We start from the raw sequence: 17,906 nt of genomic DNA, 5'->3' as shown, positions 1-17,906 counted from the left end.
GGCGTCATCCGGTCGACGCCAGTAACGCTCGCTCTTGTGCCGCTTCGACAGCATCGCTATTTGATCGCGTGTGCGTTGCGCGATTCTGATTTCGATCTGCATTGCGCTGACGGCGCTCGCACCGTCATGCACCAAAGTCGCGTTGCCGCCGCAGGTCACGGTCTCCGAAATCGAGCCCTCCGGTCACGCTGCCAAGCCGCCCGATTGCGACATGCCCGTGTTGCGCTCCGAACCGCTGGCGGACTTCCGCAAGGTCGACATTATCGAAGCCGTTGGCAATACCTGGGAATCCGAAAACGACGTACTGCCTGAGGTCAAGCGCAAGGCGTGTGAGACGGGCGCCGACGCTATCGTGATCACCGGCAGCAAATCGGAAACGACCGAGGGCCTGGTCGGCTACTATGTGGGCGCGTATGCGATCGTTTATGGCAAGCAAAAAGCCTCCACCATCGAGGGCGGGACTACGTCGTATCCGCTGCATCAATGAACGCGCGGCGCGAACTCGCGTTGCTGCGAATTTTTCCGCATGATAATTGCCTAGGCGGGTGGCCAGGCGGGCAATAAGAACGGTCGGATTGGTCGTCAAGCGCGATCGGCCCGAGGCCGTGAGCCTGGCGCGATCGCTGACCCGGTTCCTGCACAACGAGGGCAAGGGCGCGATCGCCGAGCTCGACATCGCGGCCAAAATCGGCGCCGATGGCGTCGAGCGGCATCATCTTGCAGACAAGGCGGAGCTCATCGTCGTGCTCGGCGGCGACGGCACCATGCTCGGTGTGGCGCGCCTCATCGCCGGCAAGCCGATTCCGATTCTCGGCGTGAACCTGGGAGGCCTGGGCTTCCTGACCGAAGTAACAATCAAGGAAGCCAAGGCCGCGCTCGAGCGGGTGCTCAAGGGAGATTTCGAGGTCGATCCGCGCATCATGCTCGAGGCGTCGGTGGTGCGCGCGTCGCAGCCGCTCGATCGAATCGAGATGTTCCAAGCGCTCAACGACGTCGTCGTGAGCAAGGGCCCGCTCGGCAGGATGCTCCAGCTCGAGGTGTTCGCCGATCATCAGCCATTCTGCTCCTACCGCGCCGACGGCCTCATTATTTCCACGCCGACCGGATCGACGGCATACGCGCTGAGCGCGGGGGGCCCGATCATCTACCCTACGCTCGGCGCGATCGTGCTCGCGCCGATTTGTCCGCATACCTTGACCAACCGTCCCGTGGTGTTGCCTGATACGTTCGAAATCGAGGTGCGCGTGCGGGCGCCAGATCATGACACGACGTTTATTGTCGATGGCCAGGAGTCGGCGCAGCTCGGCGAGGCGGATTCGATCCTGATTCGGCGTGGCGCGGCGCAGGTCTCGCTGGTGCGCTCGGAACACAGGTACTTTGAAATCTGGCGCGAAAAACTTCACTGGGGATAAGCGGCCGCCTCCGCGATGCTGCTCGAACTGAGAATCCGCAACTTCGCAATTATCGAAGAGACCAGTCTCGAATTCGGTCCCGGCCTCAACGTGCTGTCGGGCGAAACCGGCGCCGGCAAAACCATCATCCTGAGCGCGCTCGGCTTGCTGCTCGGCGGACGGGCGTCACCCGACATGGTGCGGACGGGCGAGAAAGAGGCGGTGGTCGAGGCGTTGTTCGAGCTCGAAGGCGAAGCGGCGATTCCCGAGCTGGCGGAGCGCACGCGCGACGCCGATCGTCGCGAGCTGCTGATTCGCCGCGTGGTCGCCGACGGCGGCCGCTCGCGCGTCACGATCGACGGCGAGCTCGCGACGGTGCAGTCGCTGGCGCGGCTCGGCGCCGCCCTGGTGCAGGTTTACGGGCAGCACGAGCAGCATTCGCTGCTCCGCTCTGAGAGCCATCGCGAGGTGCTGGACCGCTTCGCGAAAATTGACCCCGAACTGGCGGCATACAGCTCCACTTATGCGCGCGCGGGCACGATTCGCTCGCGCCTTGCAGATCTGGAGCGCCGCGCGCGCGAGCGCGCCGATCTGCTGGAGCTGGCGCGCTTCCGCGCCGTCGAACTCGAGCGCGCGGAATTGATCCCCGGCGAGGACGAAGAACTGGCTCGCGAGCGCACGGTGCTCGCTAACGCGGCCAAGCTCGCCGCAGCAGCAAGCGAAACCGAGAGCACCCTCTACGGCGCGGAGGGCGCTGCGATCGACACGATCGCCGCGGCGGAAACGCGGCTTACCGAGGCGGCGGCGATCGATCCCAAACTCGGCGAGGCGCTGGAGATGATCAAGTCTGCGCGCACCAACCTCGCCGAAGCGGCGCGCTCACTGGCAGCTTACGCGGCTCGCATCGAAGCCGATCCCGCGCGGCTTGAACAGATCGATAATCGACTCCAGGAGCTGACCCGGCTCAAACGCAAATACGGCGGCTCGCTCGCTTTGGCCATCGAAACGCTCGCCAAGGCGCGCAAGGAGATCGCGGAGCTCGAAGGCATCGCGGAATCGAGGGCGGAAGTTGAAGTGGAGTTACACTCGGTGCTCGACGAACTGCTCGCCCAGGCGCGGAAAATCAGCGCGTCGCGCAAGCGCGCAGCCGCTGAGCTCGGGCGCAAGATGGAAGCCGAGTTGAAAACCCTCGGAATGCGCTCTGCCGTATTCGAGCCACGGCTCGACGCGCTCGGCACCGACGAGGCTGGCTTCGAGCGCGAGGCAGTCGCGCTCGGGCCGCTGGGCTTCGACACCGTCGAGTTCTATATTTCGCCGAACCTGGGACAGCTACCGATGCCGCTCGCGCGAATCGTTTCGGGAGGGGAGCTATCGCGCGTGATGCTCGCGCTGAAACGCCTTGAAGCGCAGCGCCGCGGCGTCGCGACAATGATCTTCGATGAAGTCGACGCCGGCATCGGCGGCGCAGTGGCGCAGGTCGTGGGCCGCAAGCTGAAACAGCTCGCACGCTACCATCAGATCCTGTGCGTCACGCATCTGGCACAAATCGCCGCTTACGCCGACCGTCACTTCATGGTCGAAAAAGAAGAGCGCCGCGGCTCAACCCGCAGCCGCGTGAGCCTGATCGACGAAACCGAGCGCACCGAAGAAATCGCCCGCATGCTAGGCGGCGACGTCTCCGAAAAACTCCGCCGCGCTGCCCGCGAGCTCCTCGAACGAGCAACCGAGTGAGGCGCCTTGAAAGGCGGGGCCAAAGAGACCCAATCGCGACGCGCGGAGCATATTTCTAAAGCCAGGCAGGCGATGCTCGGCCGTGCGACAACCTGAGGGGGGATTCGATGCGTGCTCGAGCCATCTTCATATTCGGCTTAACACTGATGATCGCGGCTGCCGCTTTAGAGCATCACTCCGAACAGCGAGCCTTCGGCGCCTCAACGCGTGCGGTGAAGATGGGAAAAATCAAACAAGAGCTCATCAAAAATCAGGGTGACCACCCGCCGGATGTTCACAAGTTCTTCTTGATCGATACCGTACTTACGTCGGCCATTCTCTGTTCATCGTTTCGATTGGGAGTGTCGCGGGCCGCACGTCGCCACGAATAGCGATCGCGGCGACGATGATTGGTTTCTGCGCTCTCGTAGGATCGCGGACCACGTTGAAGCAAACTTCAGCTACGATCCGAACTGGCGCGCCGCCCCGTTGACTTGCCCGGCATCATCCGATTAGCTGAAAACCCTCAGCCGCGGTGGGGCTGTAGCTCAGTTTGGGAGAGCGCCTGAATGGCATTCAGGAGGTCGACGGTTCGATCCCGTTCAGCTCCACCAATAGAATATCCAATTAATTCAAGGGCTTTTCGCTTCGTGCAGAACGGCTCTCTGCCGGCTCGCGCGAGGACTGTGGGGACTTTTGTCGGGAGCCAGATCGAGTAGTTTCGGTTTCGAGGCTCGCGATGGCCGCTCGCTTGGCTTTAGTGCGTATATGAGCGTATCGGCTGAGCATCTGGTGACCGACGTGCCCAGCCAACGACCGGATCGTTTCTTCGCTTATGGCCGGATTCTCAGCTAGACGAGAGACAAGCGTGTGGCGCAGGTCATGCCACCTTGCGTTGACGCGGGCCGTTCGTCGCGCCCGAGTCCACGCGCTCTTCCATGCCCGCATCGGACGACTGAAATCAATCCCATAGATAACGCCGCGCCGGCCCAAAGGGCCAAATCCGACCTGATGGCGAGGAAAAACGTAGGCGTCAGGGCCGGCTTCCGGGAGACTACGAAGCCATCCGGCGAGTGCGCTTGCGGCGCGGCGGGTTAGCGGCACGACGCGGACGGACTTCCCTTCTGCGAGCCGGTGTGCTGCAAACGAACGATAGCGTCGTAATCGATATCGCAGATCAAGCGATCGCCCAGCTCAGCCGAAGGGGTGCGGACGTATTGCTCATAAGAGGCCAGTGACTTGTCAGCCAAGCCGCCAAGGCTCGCAAGCCATTGTTCCGCCGCTGACTTTAACAGAGGCATCGGCTCGCGCTTGGTAAGACGGTTGACGCCAAGCTCAAGTTCACGGCGACGTGCGCGCTCCGCTTCGCGCGCAACAGCCTTACTGTTCGTCTTCGTTGATTCTCGGACGCGATCCGTTGAAGACAAATTCGTACCAACAGACGCCTCCGCGCTTGTGGACGCTCATTGCTCACCTCTTCAGATGCCGTTCGCTACGCACTGTGTACAGCACCTGCAAGAGCAGCGCGCGCAGAAGCTTTCCGACGCGATCGATGGCCGGCCGCTGCTGGCGTAGACTGCGTCGAAGCGCCACGACGATTACTTAAGCGCCGCGTCCACCACTTCCCGGATCGCTCGCGGCGGATGATCCTTCGGGACTCGCTGCTCCGCCGATATGTAACTGAAACATTCCGGCTTGCTGGTGGTTCTTCCCACGCATCGCCGCCACCTCCACCTGCCACTTCCTACTTCACTATATCCGACGAAGTCGAAAACTCGACATTTTTCTGCCTGCTAAGTCAATTCGGGCCGAGTCGAATACTATGAATCTCAGAGTATCGATGAGTCGCAGCGTCTACGAACAACCTTGGAGGTTGTGGCTCACTTATTTGATGAAAGCGGCCACTTTTGATTCACCAGCAAGCTGATGAGAAGCAAGGCTCCGGAACCGATTAAGATCCAATGCAGCCAGACTAGAACAGTACGCTGATCCTTCGTTATGTATACAACGATGCTTTTCGCGTAGTAAGGAACCGTACGTCCGATTTCAGGATCAGGAATCCTAGGATAATCTACATAGGTGTTATCAAGCACGTACACTACAGCCCAAGCAGCGACCCAAACTATTGCTGCTCCGCCCCAATACAGCCATTCTGATCCTGTGAATTCTCGCCATAGCTCCGGAAAATCACCTTCCAGACGTGGAGGATCCGCACGAGCTCGTCAACGATGAATTGACGGGCGCGCCTGGCCGGCTCGGTATCGGTCTTCGTGCCGCAACAGATGAATTGGCTGGCGTACTTCCGTCACCAAAGGGAGCATAGACCCAAGTTCTTGTAATACCTGCCGAGGCAAGGCTCCCGCTGCTGCGCCAAGGGTGACGCCTCCGCCTGCAACCGGGCCGTTGGCGCTATGCCCAAAAAAATACTCTACAGATCCCCGACTCCTGTCCCCGCATGACCGCTTAGATTCGAGAACGGCCCTTTCAGATCGGTGATCGTCTCTGCATTTGAAACCTGAACGCTCACCCCCGCCTCAACAACGGCGCCCACCTGAGCACCACCGCCCGCGTAGCCATAAAGTCCCACATGAGCCATGCGTATCAACCGCCACCCCTAGACCCAAGGGAACGGACAAGCTGAAAAGATACTGCCGGCCACACCGACCTGCAACGTGGCCAAGCCGATCGGATCGACTCTGTTTGCTGGATCATTGCGCACATATGAGTGCAAATTCGTATCTTCACCTAAGAAATCCATAGGATCCTGACTGATAAACCTCTGCAGCTTAAGGCTGAAGTATCTCGCGCGGTAATAGTAAAGCCCGTCGCTATCATTCTTTCTGCCCGTGAACTGATCCGCATTCCAAGTGGCGGTGCCTGAGGCTGTCGTATTCCCGAAAGGTTCGTAGGTGTAGTTCGTGGATAGCACGACATTGTTCGTCGTGACCAAGCCCACAGCGGAGTATGGTTCTCCTCCAGTATCATTGCCTATAAGAGTTTAATCCGTAAAATTATTTAATATTATAATTATGGTTAATTAAAAGATTGGAATGGAACTCGAAGCTGAAAGCGGAGTCGGGCGGCTTCAAGTCTCAACCGGTTCTGAAAGCGAACCCGTCGAGCATCGTGATTTTCCCTCAAGATGGGCCGACGGTTGCCTCCTTTCAAACGCCATTTTCCCTATCCTTTGCTCGACGTTCGGTGGGTCTTCATTTTTCCCAAGGTTCATCGAACTCGTGGTGATTGGCACTCTAGCTTGCTAAAGTGCGCGCGATGGCTGGAGGCGAAAATCAGCAACCGTCGGATCGCGATACGGAACTGACGGCTTCTGGATTCGAAGAATTGCGTGTGGTCGCAATCAGGAAAGGTCCGATGAGACCAAACTCATTGAAGAACAGCTGCGAAAGCTGCTGATCCCAAGCGACCGACACAGTGAGTCCGAAGTAAGTAAGAGTCGCAAGCAGGAAAGGAACGCTATCATGCCCGTGGATTGTCGAACTCAGTTGCGTCTTGCCTTAATCATGGTGGTGGGATTCGTCGCAGTATTGGTGCCTGGGTTAGCGGCTGCCGCTCCTACTAACGTGCCGCTGAAGGTCCTGAGCGTACTAGTACCGGTACCGCCTGGCGCAGAGCCGGACGGTCAGATGTTTTTACAGGCGAAGGTCAAGGCGAACATCGGGATTGGGAAGCCGGCTGTTGTGTCATTTTACTTGGCCAACAATCCTTATCCGGACCCACACGACGTGCAGATAGGAAGTTCAAGCGTGTCGCTGCTTTCTGTCTTCTTTAATCCAGGAACGGTTGCGGTCACCGGCTTGGTGCCACAAAATGTTCCGCCTGGATTCTACTACGTACTAGCTTGCGCAGGCGCCAACAACTGCGTTGCGACCCCACAGACGATTGCCATCCTCGGCCAGGAACTAAGTCGCCTGCCTCAGAGTCCATTCACTACACTCCAGAACGCGCCTGGCCCCGAATTTTTCCCGGAGACCACCCCGGGCATGAGCGTGGGAGCTCCTTTCGGATGCCCAGCCTCAGGTAACGGCCAGTCTGGCAGCCAATGTGTTTGGGTTACTACTCAAAACGTCAACGTCAATCCTCCGCTTTCATCCTTGAGCTTGTTTTATTGCCCTGCCAGCAATCCCTATCCATATCAGGTTGCCTTTGGACACGACACGCTATGGGAGGATCTCTCCCAGGGAGTGTTTGGCAACACGAATGGCGTCAGTTTCACGAAATACAAGCGAGACGCCCTGGGCTTTGATCTATCTTACGCAGGTCCTCGCGGTTATGCGGTTTTTTACTGGCTTTGCCTGCCACCATTTTGCCCTTCACAGGCTACCGGCAAAGTGCGATATCTTTGCTCGACTGCGAAAACCGTGAGGGCAATACCTTAGGCAGGCCACGCCAAAGCAGAGAGCTAACTCAACTCGCTTTCGGCGTTTAGCGGACGGAACGAATAGTTGAGGCGATTGCCGGCAGGCGTTCGTTTCCTGGCAGTCGGCCCGGAGCCAAGAGTTCGGCCACCTGAAGAAGAAGTATTCGGGGTTGCTTGCAACGCTGAAAAACTGATCCACTGTACCGCTGTAAAAATGAGCCACCCCGGACTGGTTCCTTGTTCTCTCTCTTCTGAGATTTTAATCGTCTGATCTTTTCGCCAGTGCGCGTTAAGTGTCGCGCGCCAGCGGGTACCTTGTGCGCCAGCACTTGCCATAGTGTCTGATAATTCCGCCGGAAAACCCGGAGCTTTGGCCGTTTGGGTGACAAGGCAGGCAAAACTCGTCAAAGACCGCCCGTGCAGCAGGCTTCTGCACTCAAAAACAGGTTTGAACTTGCGTTTGCAACCGTTTGAATACCTGTGCGAGCTTGACCTTCCAACATGGAAATTTCCGTGTACAGCGGATTAGAGCTCGCGTATTTAGAGCCGCAGGCCTGCCGATGATGAAAAACGGGGAGATAAATCGAATTATCGAGCGCGAGAACGAGCGCCTCGCACCATCCACCCCGAACTCGCTCCGTCTCAGCCGACGCGCGTTACTGAAGAGTGTCGCGGCGCTCGCGGCCGCGACGACGATCTCTCCGTGGCCAATCGGCGTGCTGTCCGCCTTCGCCCAGGGGACGGGCCCCGCGGCGAAGCAGGTCCCCGTCTCCGATAGCGATGTCGACCGAACGACGCTGACGCTCGAAGCTTTCGCGGATACGTTGATCCCGGGCGAGAAGCGCTTCCCGGATGACGTGGCGATCGCCGGCGTTGTAACCGGCCCAGGCGCGGTGCAAGGGGGCGCGATCGATATGATGAACTTCGTCGGCTTGGGGCCGACACTGCCGCTGCTTGCCCCGCTAATCAATGCGGCCGCCATCGCGTATGCACTGCTCAACCGGATCACGCTCGATCCGGCGTTGCCGGCGTTGGTCTCGCTCAACTTCGCGCAACGCACCGCTCTCATGGTCCAACTCCTCGCCCCTAACGCGCTATTTCGAGAAGTGTACTCCCCGCTCGCGGCCCTTTGTTTCGTCGCATTCAACACTGCGGGTTACCTCGACACTGTCGTCGCAATCAAACAGGGGCATCCCGGTTTGACGGCTATCGGCTTTCCGGCTCCCAATCCCGACGGCAAGTGGCGATTCCCGGATTTCTCGTACCAGCAAGTCCTGGCGAAGCCGCATCCGACCTCGAAGAACGGCAACCCCGCGTGATCCTGGAGATACGTGATGGCGAATGAGACCACTGACGTCCTGATTATCGGGACGGGCTTCGGGGGCTCGATCCCCGGTTATTACCTGGCCGCCGCCGGTGCCAAGGTGATCATGCTCGAGCGCGGCCCGCGGTTCTCGACCGAAGACTTCACGCAAAGCCTGCGGATCGGCACCTTCAACCGCTTCATCGACAGCATCTCGGGCAAGGGCATCGACGTTACTGCGGGCAACTGCGTCGGCGGCTCGAGCGTCACCTACTACGCAGCATCGCTGCGGGCGCCGAGCTTCATCTTCGAGCGTCGCGGCACGCTCGGCCGTCGGATCTGGCCGAATTCGATCACCCGGCAAACGCTCAACCAGTGGTATAGCCGCGTCGAGGCCGCCATACCGGTGGCCGAACTTAGCTGGAACGACGTACCGTATGCGGGTGGCCTCTTCGCCGCGGCGTGCAACCGCGCGGGACACACGTGCCAGCCGGTCCCACTTGCCGTCGACCTCACGAAGTGCACCAACTGCAACTGGATGCATACCGGCTGCATCTTCGACGCCAAGCGCTCGATGCTGTTCAACTACATCCCGGCTGCGGAGTCGTTTGGGGCCGAGATCCGCCCCTTGAACGAGGTGCAAAAAATCCAACGGGCCCGGGCTGCCGGCTACCGTTACACGGTCTCGTATCTGCAGCTCGACCCGAACGACTACACCAAAATTCTCGGCAGCGGCGCCATCGACGCGAAGATAATCATCGTCGCCGCGGGCACGATGGGTACCCCGGTGATCTTGCAGCGCTCAGCCCTGGATCTCGGCGGTATGCCGCCCGCGGTTGGGCGCTACATGTCGGCCAACGGCGATCGGGTCTCGTTCGCGGCCTTCGACGAGGATAAGGTGAGTAGCCTGCTCGGGCTCCAACGCGCACCCGGTGTCGCCTACGAGGCCTTTCCGATCGGCAAGCCGATCAACACCATGACCTTCGACTACCTCGACCCGAAGAAGCCGGAATTCTCGCGCTTCGCCTTGCAGCAGCTCTACTCTCCGCCGATCGTAAACGCCCTCCCTGGGGTGGACCAGTCGCCGTTCTGGTTCGGCATCGAGAAGCGAAATCTCCTAACGCAATGGCGCTCGTGGATGGCGATCGTCGAGATGACCGAGGACGCCAACGAAGGCTTCTTCGGCCCCCCGCCCAAGACCGGCAGCTTCACGCGCCTCGGGCCAGGCATCGCATCCGGCCAGTTGGAGTATCCCATTGCGCCGCAAACCCAACACGGTTTCGACCTGGCCGACGCGGCGGCCGAGTCGATCCTGACGCTCGATGGGCTCGCCACGTTTCATACGGTGGCGTCCACGAACAGTATTCAGTGTGCGCACCCACTGGCGTCGTGCCGAATCGGTGACAATCCCGGAACGTCGGCGCTCGATGATCGCCACGAGTTGCGCGGCCATCCCGGCATCTTCGTCACCGACGGGGCAAGCGTACCGACTTCGCTCTGCGTCAACCCTTCGCTCACGATCGCGGCGCTGGCAGAGCGCGCGTCGTCGTTATTGCTGAAGCGCGCCGACCAGTACGGCGTCGCGGTCAAGCAAGGCGGTATCCCCATCCCGTCCTGAGGCGAAGCCCCGCCAAATAGCATCGTCCGTGGACACGGTTTGGACATTCCGTTCCTTCCGGTGGCGGAAAAGACGGATATGTCGACGGCTTTGCGCTCTCGGACGTCGAGACAGCCCAAACTCGAGTTATTTCCGGGAAGGTGAGAGAGAGCTTTAAGTCCGAGTAAGCAACGAATCGTTATTCATCACGGAAATCCACTTTGTTGAGCATGCGTAGAGTTGAATCTGGCCGTAGAATGGGTGATTTGGTAGCTTTCGTGATAAAGGCATCCGGCATCCTGATGTTTCCACCGCTCGAATCTCGCGTTGGGGCTTATGATGTTTCGCAGCCGTGGCTGGTGGTTTGTCGCAATTCTGGTTGCTCTTTTCCTGAATGCGACCGCTTATGCATCGCAGCATCAGTACGATCAAGATGTCTCGAGCGTGAGGCTCCCCGGTCATGTGTTACCGGCGCTGCCAAGGGCCACGCTCATTCAATCGAAGCCAGACGCTGGCAACCAGCGAATCAGTCTGACAATTGTACTCAAGCTCGAAGATCAAGAGGGTTTCGAGAAATATTTGAGCGAGATTTACAATCCTGACTCGCCGAACTTTCAGAACTTCCTGGAGGCGCAAGAAATCAGCCGACGCTTCGGGCCGTCAAAGGACTCGTACGAAGCGGTACTCGCATACTTAAAAGATCACGGGTTGAAGTTAATCGAGGGTTCCGCGGACTACTCGACGATCACGGTAGGTGGCCGGCGCTCGGACGTGGAGCGGGCGTTAGGAACTAAAATCGCCGACTACCAACTAGGGAAGCGGAAGTTCTACGCGAATCAGACTGATCCTGCGCTCCCGGTCGATCTCGCCTCGCATGTGCAGGCGGTCATCGGACTGAATAATCTTGCCCAGCCATCTCATGGCGACCTTACAATTCCCAACAACGGTAATTTTTTTGGACAAGCTTCCCAAGCGATTCTGGCTGCGGTAGTTGCTGATCTGGCGTTCACGATTGTGTTCGGCGCGCTGTTTGGTATCTTCGCTCTGCTAATCCTGATCGTCATCTTCGGTCTTGCAATAATCGCCGGAAGTAGTTCATCGCTTACTGAACGGCGGGCAACAAGGCTCAATGCAAGTGCTGCCGGGAGCGGTCAGACCATTGGCCTTTTAGAGTTCGATACCTTTCAATCCAGCGACGTTGGCAATTATCTCGCCCTGCTTAGCGAGCTTGCGGATGCGCTCGACACGCCGGCGGGCGATTTGAGCAATCTCAGCGTGGTGCCCGTCAATGGCGGCGCCAGTCCGGGTCCCAATCAGTCAGAGGTCCTTGTCGATATCGATGACGTCATGACGATCGCGCCGGGCGCCAAGGTTGCCGTGTACGATGCCCCCTTCAGCGGCGCTGGCAGCTTCCAGGCGCTGCTAAACGCCATGATCAATGGCGGAGTCGACGTCATCTCGAACAGCTGGGCGTACTGCGAAGATCAAACCACGCTGGCCGACGTGCAAAGCATCGATTCATTGCTGCAAAAGGCAGCGATGGCGGGAATCAGCGTATTCAGTGGTTCGGGCGACGGCGGCAGCACCTGCCTCGACGGCAGCCCGAACACGATCTCAGTTCCGGCGGACTCGCCCAATCTCACTGCGGTTGGCGGCACGACACTTACTATTGGTCCAGGATTGACCTATGGCGGCGAGACCTGGTGGAACGGCGTCGCGGATAGTCCTCCGACGGGGCAGGGCGGCTTCGGCACGAGCAGGTTCTTCGCCGCACCGCCATACCAGTCCGGGTCGGCGATGCGCACGATCCCGGACGTGGTCGTCAACGCTGACCCGGCCAGCGGGATGCTCATTTGCCAGGCGTCGAACGGCGGATGCCCCAACGGAAACCTCTACGGCGGCACCAGCATGGCGGCGCCGACCTGGGCCGCTTTTGCGGCCACGCTCAACCAATTGTCTGGTACGAATCAAGGCTTCTACAACCCGCTGTTGTATCCGCTCGCAAACACGTCGGCCTTTCACGACGCAAGTTCGATGGACAGCGACTTCACCCACGTCGGACTCGGCTCGCCGAACCTCGGGGTCCTGCTGCAGAAGCTAACCGGCCAGAGTCCCGGCTCAGTGAGCGCATCGGCGTCTGGAGTCGTCGCATATACGAGCACCCAGGTACTCACTCCGCCGCTCGGCGGCGTGCCGGCGGACGGCACGTCGCAGGCCACGGTAAAAGTGCTGTTGCTTGACGCGGACGACAATCCTGTGCCGGGAAAGACGGTGAGACTGTCGGCAGGCGGGAGCCACGCGACCATTTCTCCGTCCAGCGCTGTTACCAGCGTTGACAATGGTGCCGCCGTCTTCACCATCACTGACGATACGCCCGAGAGCGTAACTTTCACCGGCGACGACACAACAGATGGCATCACAGTAACGGAGACGGCGACCATGCCGTTCGTCACACCGTCGGCCTCGTCGGCCGGGATCGGCGCCAGTCCGACCAGCGTGAGCAATGATGGGACATCGGCAACGACGATTACGGTGACGTTGAAGGATTCGCAGGGCCGGCCGACACCGGGCAAGCTGGTCCAGATATCGCAAACCGGCAACTCGGTGATCAGCGGGCCGAATCCGCCCGTGACCGACAGCAACGGCATGGTGGTGCTCGCGGCCACGGATCTCACGAGCGAGACGGTAACTTATAGTGGTGTCGATGTGACCGACGGTAATCTGCCGATTCCTGGTCCGAATCCGCAGGTGACTTTCTCCGGCATGGCGAGCAATGCGTGTGCGCCGCCCAATCCTCCCGCCGCGCCGGGCTTCGTCGTGACGCCTTATGCGACAGGATTCGTCGCCGCGAACGTCACTGCGGGTGGCTTTCCTTTCGGATGCATGGGTGTGAGCGGGATCGCATTCGATTCATCGGGAAACCTCTACGCCAACGATGCACCGACCGGGAACATCTACAAGATTCCAGCGGGCGGCGGCCCGGCGACGATGCCCCTGAACACCACCTCGCTCGGCACGACGCTCTCCGGCCTGGCCTTCGATAACAGTGGCGACTTGTTTGCGAGCTTCGGCGTGACCAGCGGCGATCCCACCACCGGCATAGTCGTTCAGCTCAACCCGTCGAACGGCTCGATCATCAGAACGATCTCATCGGGTGTCATTTGCCCGACGGTGATTTCGATCGATCCGCTGAGCGGCGATCTCTTCACCGACGACACTTGCTTCGGCGACGGCTTCAACAACGCATCGATCTGGCGCATCTCGAATCCGGGCGGAGTGTCGCCATCTACATCGGTCTACGCGACGACAACCAACACGCCGAACTCGACGCTCGCCTTCGCGCCTGGCGGAACGATCTATATGTGGACCGACGCCCAGGTGGCGCAGGTGAGTGGCACCAACGTTTCAGGGCCGCCGACCGTGACCATACTACCCGGCCTGAACGCGAGCTCGACCGGCATGGTTGCGGGCGGAACGGGATCGGGCGGCGCCGGAACTTTCCTGATCGAGAATCCGTTCGCGGTCCCGAGCGGAACTAATCTCGGCATCGAATCGATCGACCTGACCGGCAGTCCTCTCAGCGCCGCTAATTCATTCACCACCAGCGCCGCGGGAGCCAATACCCTCGTCTTCGGTCCCGACGGATGCCTCTACGTGGCGCAGGAGACGACGGTTTACAGGGTCAGCGATCCCAGCGGTGGCTGCAGCTATGGCTCGACGCTCGGCTCACCGACGCTCACGCTGGCGCCCAACGCCGTGTCGCCGAATCCTGCGCAGGGTACGTCGCAGGCCTTCAGCGCGACGCTTCACTACGCGAGTGTTCCGGATGGAACGCCGGTGATTCTCAATCTGGGCGGCGCAAATCGATTCGGCGCCCAAGGCCTTCTGGCCAATACCGTCAGCAATATCGCTTCCTTCAGCTACACCGGAGTATACGCCGGGGTCGACACGCTCACGGCATCGGCAAGGGTAAGCAGCAATACGGTGACATCCGATCCTGCCGTCCTGACTTGGACCGCAGGCGCGCATACGACGTTCATCGGACTTAATCAGAGTCCGACCAGTGGTGCGCCCGGGCAGATGGTCAACTTGGTCGGATCGCTAACGGACGTTTCAGTCGTGCCTGCCGCGCCGATTGCCGGTCAGACGCTGGACCTTGGAGTCGGTGGCTCGAGCTGCAACGCGGCGACAAATTCGAGCGGCACTGCAAGCTGCCAGGTGACGCTCGGCAGTCCCGGCACGTATACGCTGTCGGGCAGCTTTGCGGGAACGTCTTCGCTGCTCGCCTCGAGCAACTCGACTGGCTTCAACGTGCTGACGCCGCCGACACCAACGGCGTCAGCGACGCCGACCGCAACTCCGTCGGTTCTTCCCACCGCCACATCTACCCCGACGGCTACTGCCACTGCCACGCCGACTCCCGGCGGCATCGTCATGGTGACAGGACAGGCGAGCGGCGGAGGCCAGCCGGGTGCGACCGTCGATCTCGGGAGCTTCAGCTATCAGTCATCGGACGACCATCAACAGACTGTCTCCTCGACGAGCGTGTCAGTGAGCCGACCGAGCATCTTCAGCTCGATAACTCTGACCGCGACGATCAATGGCGATACGGTTGATACGGCGACGCTGAGCAGTCCGATCGAATCGCCCGCCGTCTTCACATTCTCATCGCCAATCACTTTGCCGGCAGGTCAGTCGGTCATGTTTGCGCTCAGCGGCGTTATTTCAGGCGGAACGAGCGCCACTCTCGACTTGAGCAATGAAGCTAGGCTCGCGGGGATCACAACTTCTCCCGGGACGACCGAACGAGGCGCGAGCGGCGGCTTGATGCTGGCGCTCTGTCTGTTGGGCCTCGCGATCCGGCCGATGAGGCGCAGGCAGCGGCTCAGGGCATCGATTCTCACTGCTGTCATGCTGATGCTGGCAGTAAGCGTGCTCGGATGCTCGGGCTCGTCGGGGGGCGCGCCCGCGCCAAACACCTCGATCCAGCAAGTCGTCTCGATGGGCGTGAGCGAGGGCGGCGAGCCGGTGACCGTCGGTGGCCTGCCGGCTAACCTGGGCAAAATACAGAAGGAGTGAGCCGCTCCCCTTGAAATTGAATCGTGTTGCGTGCTCGAAGCGAGCGCTTTCGCTCCTGGCCTTTGGGAATCACCGCGAAACCTCTGCCGTTATCGGCTCCGATTGCTGAAGGAAGGCTATTCGCAAGACTTTGCAGGCGGGAGTCAGGCGGGGATTTACCTGGCGCGCCGTCGCATCTGAGATTCTTCGAGTGGATACTCAGTTAACTCGGACTGCGTTTTGGTTTGCGATGCGAACGGCCGCCGAGGCCGATCGCGAGACTACGCGGCAGGAACGTGCGCGACAGCCGTAGATAATTCTTGATTCGCGTGGGATCGAACATGATTGCCCGCGTGAGAGCGGTTCGTGCCGTCTTGCGATCTCCGGCGCGTAGCGCGTTGATCCCGATGTAGCCGAGCAGGCTGCGCGGCGCGCGGGCGCGACCTGCGATCTGCATCGCCGCGGAGACGCCGTAGCGCTCGCGTACGAGCCGCTTGAATTCCTCGACTGCGGCTGGATCGACTCCGGGAGTTTTGATTCGTTTCGGAAATTCCGCGAACCGCCACGCTCCCAGCGCTTTTTGAACGTAGCGAAACGGTCCGTGTTCGCGAAGTCTGAGAAACAGGTAGAGATCCTCGAACGACGGCTTTCGCATCGATTCGGGATATCCGCCCGCCGCTTCGAACGCCCAGCGCGGAATTACCGCGCCGCTCGGCATGATTGGCCAGAGCTTGGTGAGGAGATCCTGCAATGTCGGATCGCCGCCCTTGCCCGCGAGTGAGCTGCCGAGCGGCCGGCCCAAGCTGTCGATCAACTCGAGATCGCACCACGCCATCGCGCACTCGCGATGCGCGTCCAGCTCGGGCACCATCACGGCCAGCAGCTCGGGCTTCCACAGATCGTCGGAGTCAAGGAACGCGAGCAGGTCCCCCGTCGCGACCCTGACTCCCGCGTTGCGGGCGACGGCGGGGCCCGCGTTGGCGCGCGCGAGGATAGTTATTCTGTCCGAGTACCGACTGAGTATTTCGCGGCTCGCGTCGGTCGAGCCGTCGTCGACTGCGATTAACTCGAAGTCGCGATACGTCTGCGCGAGGATGCTCTCGACCGCGGCCGCGAGCGTCGCCTGCGAGTTGTAAACCGGGATGATTACCGAAACGCGCGGCACTTATATTACTTTGCGATGGAGCGCTCCGAGGAAATCTCAGAGCGTCGGATCGCGTACTAGGATCCCCTTGTCGTAGAGCTCGCGAATTTTTTCATCCGGCATCTTGAGCAGCTCGCGCAGCAGGCGCTCGTTGTCCTGGCCGAGCCGCGAGGCCTTCACGTCGGTGCGATCCGGCCACTTCGAGAACTTTACCGGAAAGCCCGGGATCGCGACCTTGCCGAGGATCGGATCATCGACCCATCGGACCGTCTTGCGCTCATTGTGATGAGGATGCTTGATCGCCTCGTTTACCGACAGCACGGGAGCGCACGGCACGCGTTCGCGATCGAGCGCCGCCAGAGCATCGTCGCGCGTCGGGAACTTCTTCAACCAATTCTCGATAACGTCGCGCAGCTCTTCTTTGTTATCGCGGCGGCCGCGAGCACTCCTGAAGCGCGGATCGGTCGCCAGCTCCGGCATTTCCATCGCGCGCACTAGCTGTTGCCACTGATGGGGCGGCACGGTCAGAAAAATGTATTGCCCGTCGCGATAGTGAAACGCGCCGGTCGGTCCGCCGTCCGGATGCAGCGAGCCGCTGCGCGTTGGCTTAAATTTGTCGCCGCGCAACGATACGACGGGCACGGTCTTTTCGTGCATGTGGAAGTAAGTATCGAGCAACGACGCGTCGAGGTATTGCCCCTCGCCCGTGCGCTCGCGATGGAGCAGCGCGAATCCGATCGCCATCGCGGATGCCACACCCGTCGAGACGTCGCCGATCGCCATCGTCGTCATCGCCGGCGCGCCTTTCTCGTCGCCGATACCATCGGTGACGCCCGCGTATGACTGCCCGATGAAGTCGTACCCCGGCTTGTATGAGAGCGGCCCCGTCTGCCCGGCCATCGAGATCGAGCACATGATGATTTTCGGATTGACCTTTTTAATCTCGTCGTAAGAGAAGCCCAGCCGATCGATTACGTGCGGCGCGAAGTTCTCGACCACGACGTCGATGCTCGGCAGCATCGCCATGATGATTTCCTTGGCGCCCGGCTTTTTCAGATCGATCGCGAAGCTCGCCTTCGAATGATTGTGCTGAAGGTAGTAAGTGCTGTAGCTCGACTCCTTCATCTCGGGCGCCTGCGACTTGAGCCCGTCGCCGCGCACGCGATCCCCGCCCGGCGCCATCTCAACCTTGATCACTTCCGCACCCATCTCGGCCAGCAGCCGCGTGCAGGTCGGCCCTGCGACGAACTGAGAAAAGTCGAGTACCCGGTAACCTTCGAGCATCCGTGGATTCGGCATAGACCTCACCTTCCCGGTCGATAGAT

General features: G+C 60.3%; 11 protein-coding genes, 1 tRNA gene and 1 pseudogene. 9 read left to right on the top strand and 4 right to left on the bottom strand.

Features of this window, described 5'->3' with window-relative positions; all coding sequences use genetic code 11:
• The first annotated feature begins 70 nt into the window (after positions 1-70).
• From VMA09_22525 to VMA09_22505, 5 genes are all read left to right on the top strand, one after another.
• On the top strand, positions 71-487 hold the full coding sequence (locus tag VMA09_22525) for a hypothetical protein (protein ID HUA36398.1): 417 nt from the start codon (positions 71-73) through the stop codon (positions 485-487).
• Positions 488-545: 58 nt separating this feature from the next.
• Positions 546-1,412, top strand: coding sequence for an NAD(+)/NADH kinase (locus VMA09_22520; protein ID HUA36397.1), 867 nt, complete (start codon positions 546-548; stop codon positions 1,410-1,412).
• 15 nt (positions 1,413-1,427) lie between these two features.
• On the top strand, positions 1,428-3,122 hold the full coding sequence (gene recN, locus VMA09_22515) for a DNA repair protein RecN (protein ID HUA36396.1): 1,695 nt from the start codon (positions 1,428-1,430) through the stop codon (positions 3,120-3,122).
• 107 nt (positions 3,123-3,229) lie between these two features.
• Positions 3,230-3,493 (top strand): hypothetical protein, encoded by a 264-nt coding sequence (locus tag VMA09_22510; protein ID HUA36395.1) that lies wholly within the window; start codon positions 3,230-3,232, stop codon positions 3,491-3,493.
• 145 nt (positions 3,494-3,638) lie between these two features.
• A tRNA-Ala gene (locus tag VMA09_22505) sits at positions 3,639-3,715 on the top strand.
• Positions 3,716-4,195: 480 nt separating this feature from the next.
• Here the strand turns inward: VMA09_22505 and VMA09_22500 are convergent.
• Positions 4,196-4,351 (bottom strand): hypothetical protein, encoded by a 156-nt coding sequence (locus tag VMA09_22500; GenBank protein ID HUA36394.1) that lies wholly within the window; start codon positions 4,349-4,351, stop codon positions 4,196-4,198.
• 229 nt (positions 4,352-4,580) lie between these two features.
• Positions 4,581-4,816: pseudogene (locus VMA09_22495) on the bottom strand (IS5/IS1182 family transposase).
• 1,770 nt (positions 4,817-6,586) lie between these two features.
• Here VMA09_22495 and VMA09_22490 point away from each other — a divergent pair.
• The 4 genes from VMA09_22490 to VMA09_22475 all read left to right on the top strand — a co-directional run bounded on the left by VMA09_22490 (position 6,587) and on the right by VMA09_22475 (position 15,458).
• Positions 6,587-7,498 (top strand): hypothetical protein, encoded by a 912-nt coding sequence (locus VMA09_22490; protein HUA36393.1) that lies wholly within the window; start codon positions 6,587-6,589, stop codon positions 7,496-7,498.
• Between the two features lie 541 nt (positions 7,499-8,039).
• Positions 8,040-8,798 (top strand): DUF5987 family protein, encoded by a 759-nt coding sequence (locus VMA09_22485; protein HUA36392.1) that lies wholly within the window; start codon positions 8,040-8,042, stop codon positions 8,796-8,798.
• A 15-nt stretch (positions 8,799-8,813) separates the two neighbouring features.
• The gene (locus VMA09_22480) at positions 8,814-10,400 is read left to right on the top strand and encodes a GMC family oxidoreductase (GenBank protein HUA36391.1); all 1,587 of its coding nucleotides are present in this window, start codon (positions 8,814-8,816) and stop codon (positions 10,398-10,400) included.
• Between the two features lie 315 nt (positions 10,401-10,715).
• Positions 10,716-15,458: a protease pro-enzyme activation domain-containing protein gene (locus tag VMA09_22475; protein ID HUA36390.1), complete on the top strand. Its 4,743-nt coding sequence runs from the start codon at positions 10,716-10,718 to the stop codon at positions 15,456-15,458.
• Between the two features lie 202 nt (positions 15,459-15,660).
• Here the strand turns inward: VMA09_22475 and VMA09_22470 are convergent, their stop codons facing one another.
• Both VMA09_22470 and VMA09_22465 read right to left on the bottom strand, forming a co-directional pair.
• Positions 15,661-16,602 (bottom strand): glycosyltransferase family A protein, encoded by a 942-nt coding sequence (locus VMA09_22470; GenBank protein HUA36389.1) that lies wholly within the window; start codon positions 16,600-16,602, stop codon positions 15,661-15,663.
• A 36-nt stretch (positions 16,603-16,638) separates the two neighbouring features.
• Complete coding sequence (locus VMA09_22465; protein HUA36388.1) at positions 16,639-17,880, bottom strand: CaiB/BaiF CoA-transferase family protein; 1,242 nt, start codon at positions 17,878-17,880, stop codon at positions 16,639-16,641.
• Positions 17,881-17,906 lie beyond the last annotated feature (26 nt).

Source organism: Candidatus Binataceae bacterium (assembly GCA_035508495.1).
Lineage (GTDB): Bacteria > Desulfobacterota > Binatia > Binatales > Binataceae > JASHPB01.
The sequence above is the reverse complement of the archived record's forward strand: the minus strand, read 5'-3'. Positions and strand labels throughout refer to the sequence as shown.

What these genes read in the sequence shown, in the direction of transcription:
- recN (HUA36396.1), top strand. Translation starts at nt 1,428, where the DNA reads ATGCTGCTCGAACTGAGAATCCGCAACTTCGCAATTATCGAAGAGACC.
- VMA09_22510 (HUA36395.1), top strand. Translation starts at nt 3,230, where the DNA reads ATGCGTGCTCGAGCCATCTTCATATTCGGCTTAACACTGATGATCGCG.
- VMA09_22485 (HUA36392.1), top strand. Translation starts at nt 8,040, where the DNA reads ATGATGAAAAACGGGGAGATAAATCGAATTATCGAGCGCGAGAACGAG.
- VMA09_22480 (HUA36391.1), top strand. Translation starts at nt 8,814, where the DNA reads ATGGCGAATGAGACCACTGACGTCCTGATTATCGGGACGGGCTTCGGG.
- VMA09_22475 (HUA36390.1), top strand. Translation starts at nt 10,716, where the DNA reads ATGATGTTTCGCAGCCGTGGCTGGTGGTTTGTCGCAATTCTGGTTGCT.
- VMA09_22465 (HUA36388.1), bottom strand. Translation starts at nt 17,880, where the DNA reads ATGCCGAATCCACGGATGCTCGAAGGTTACCGGGTACTCGACTTTTCT.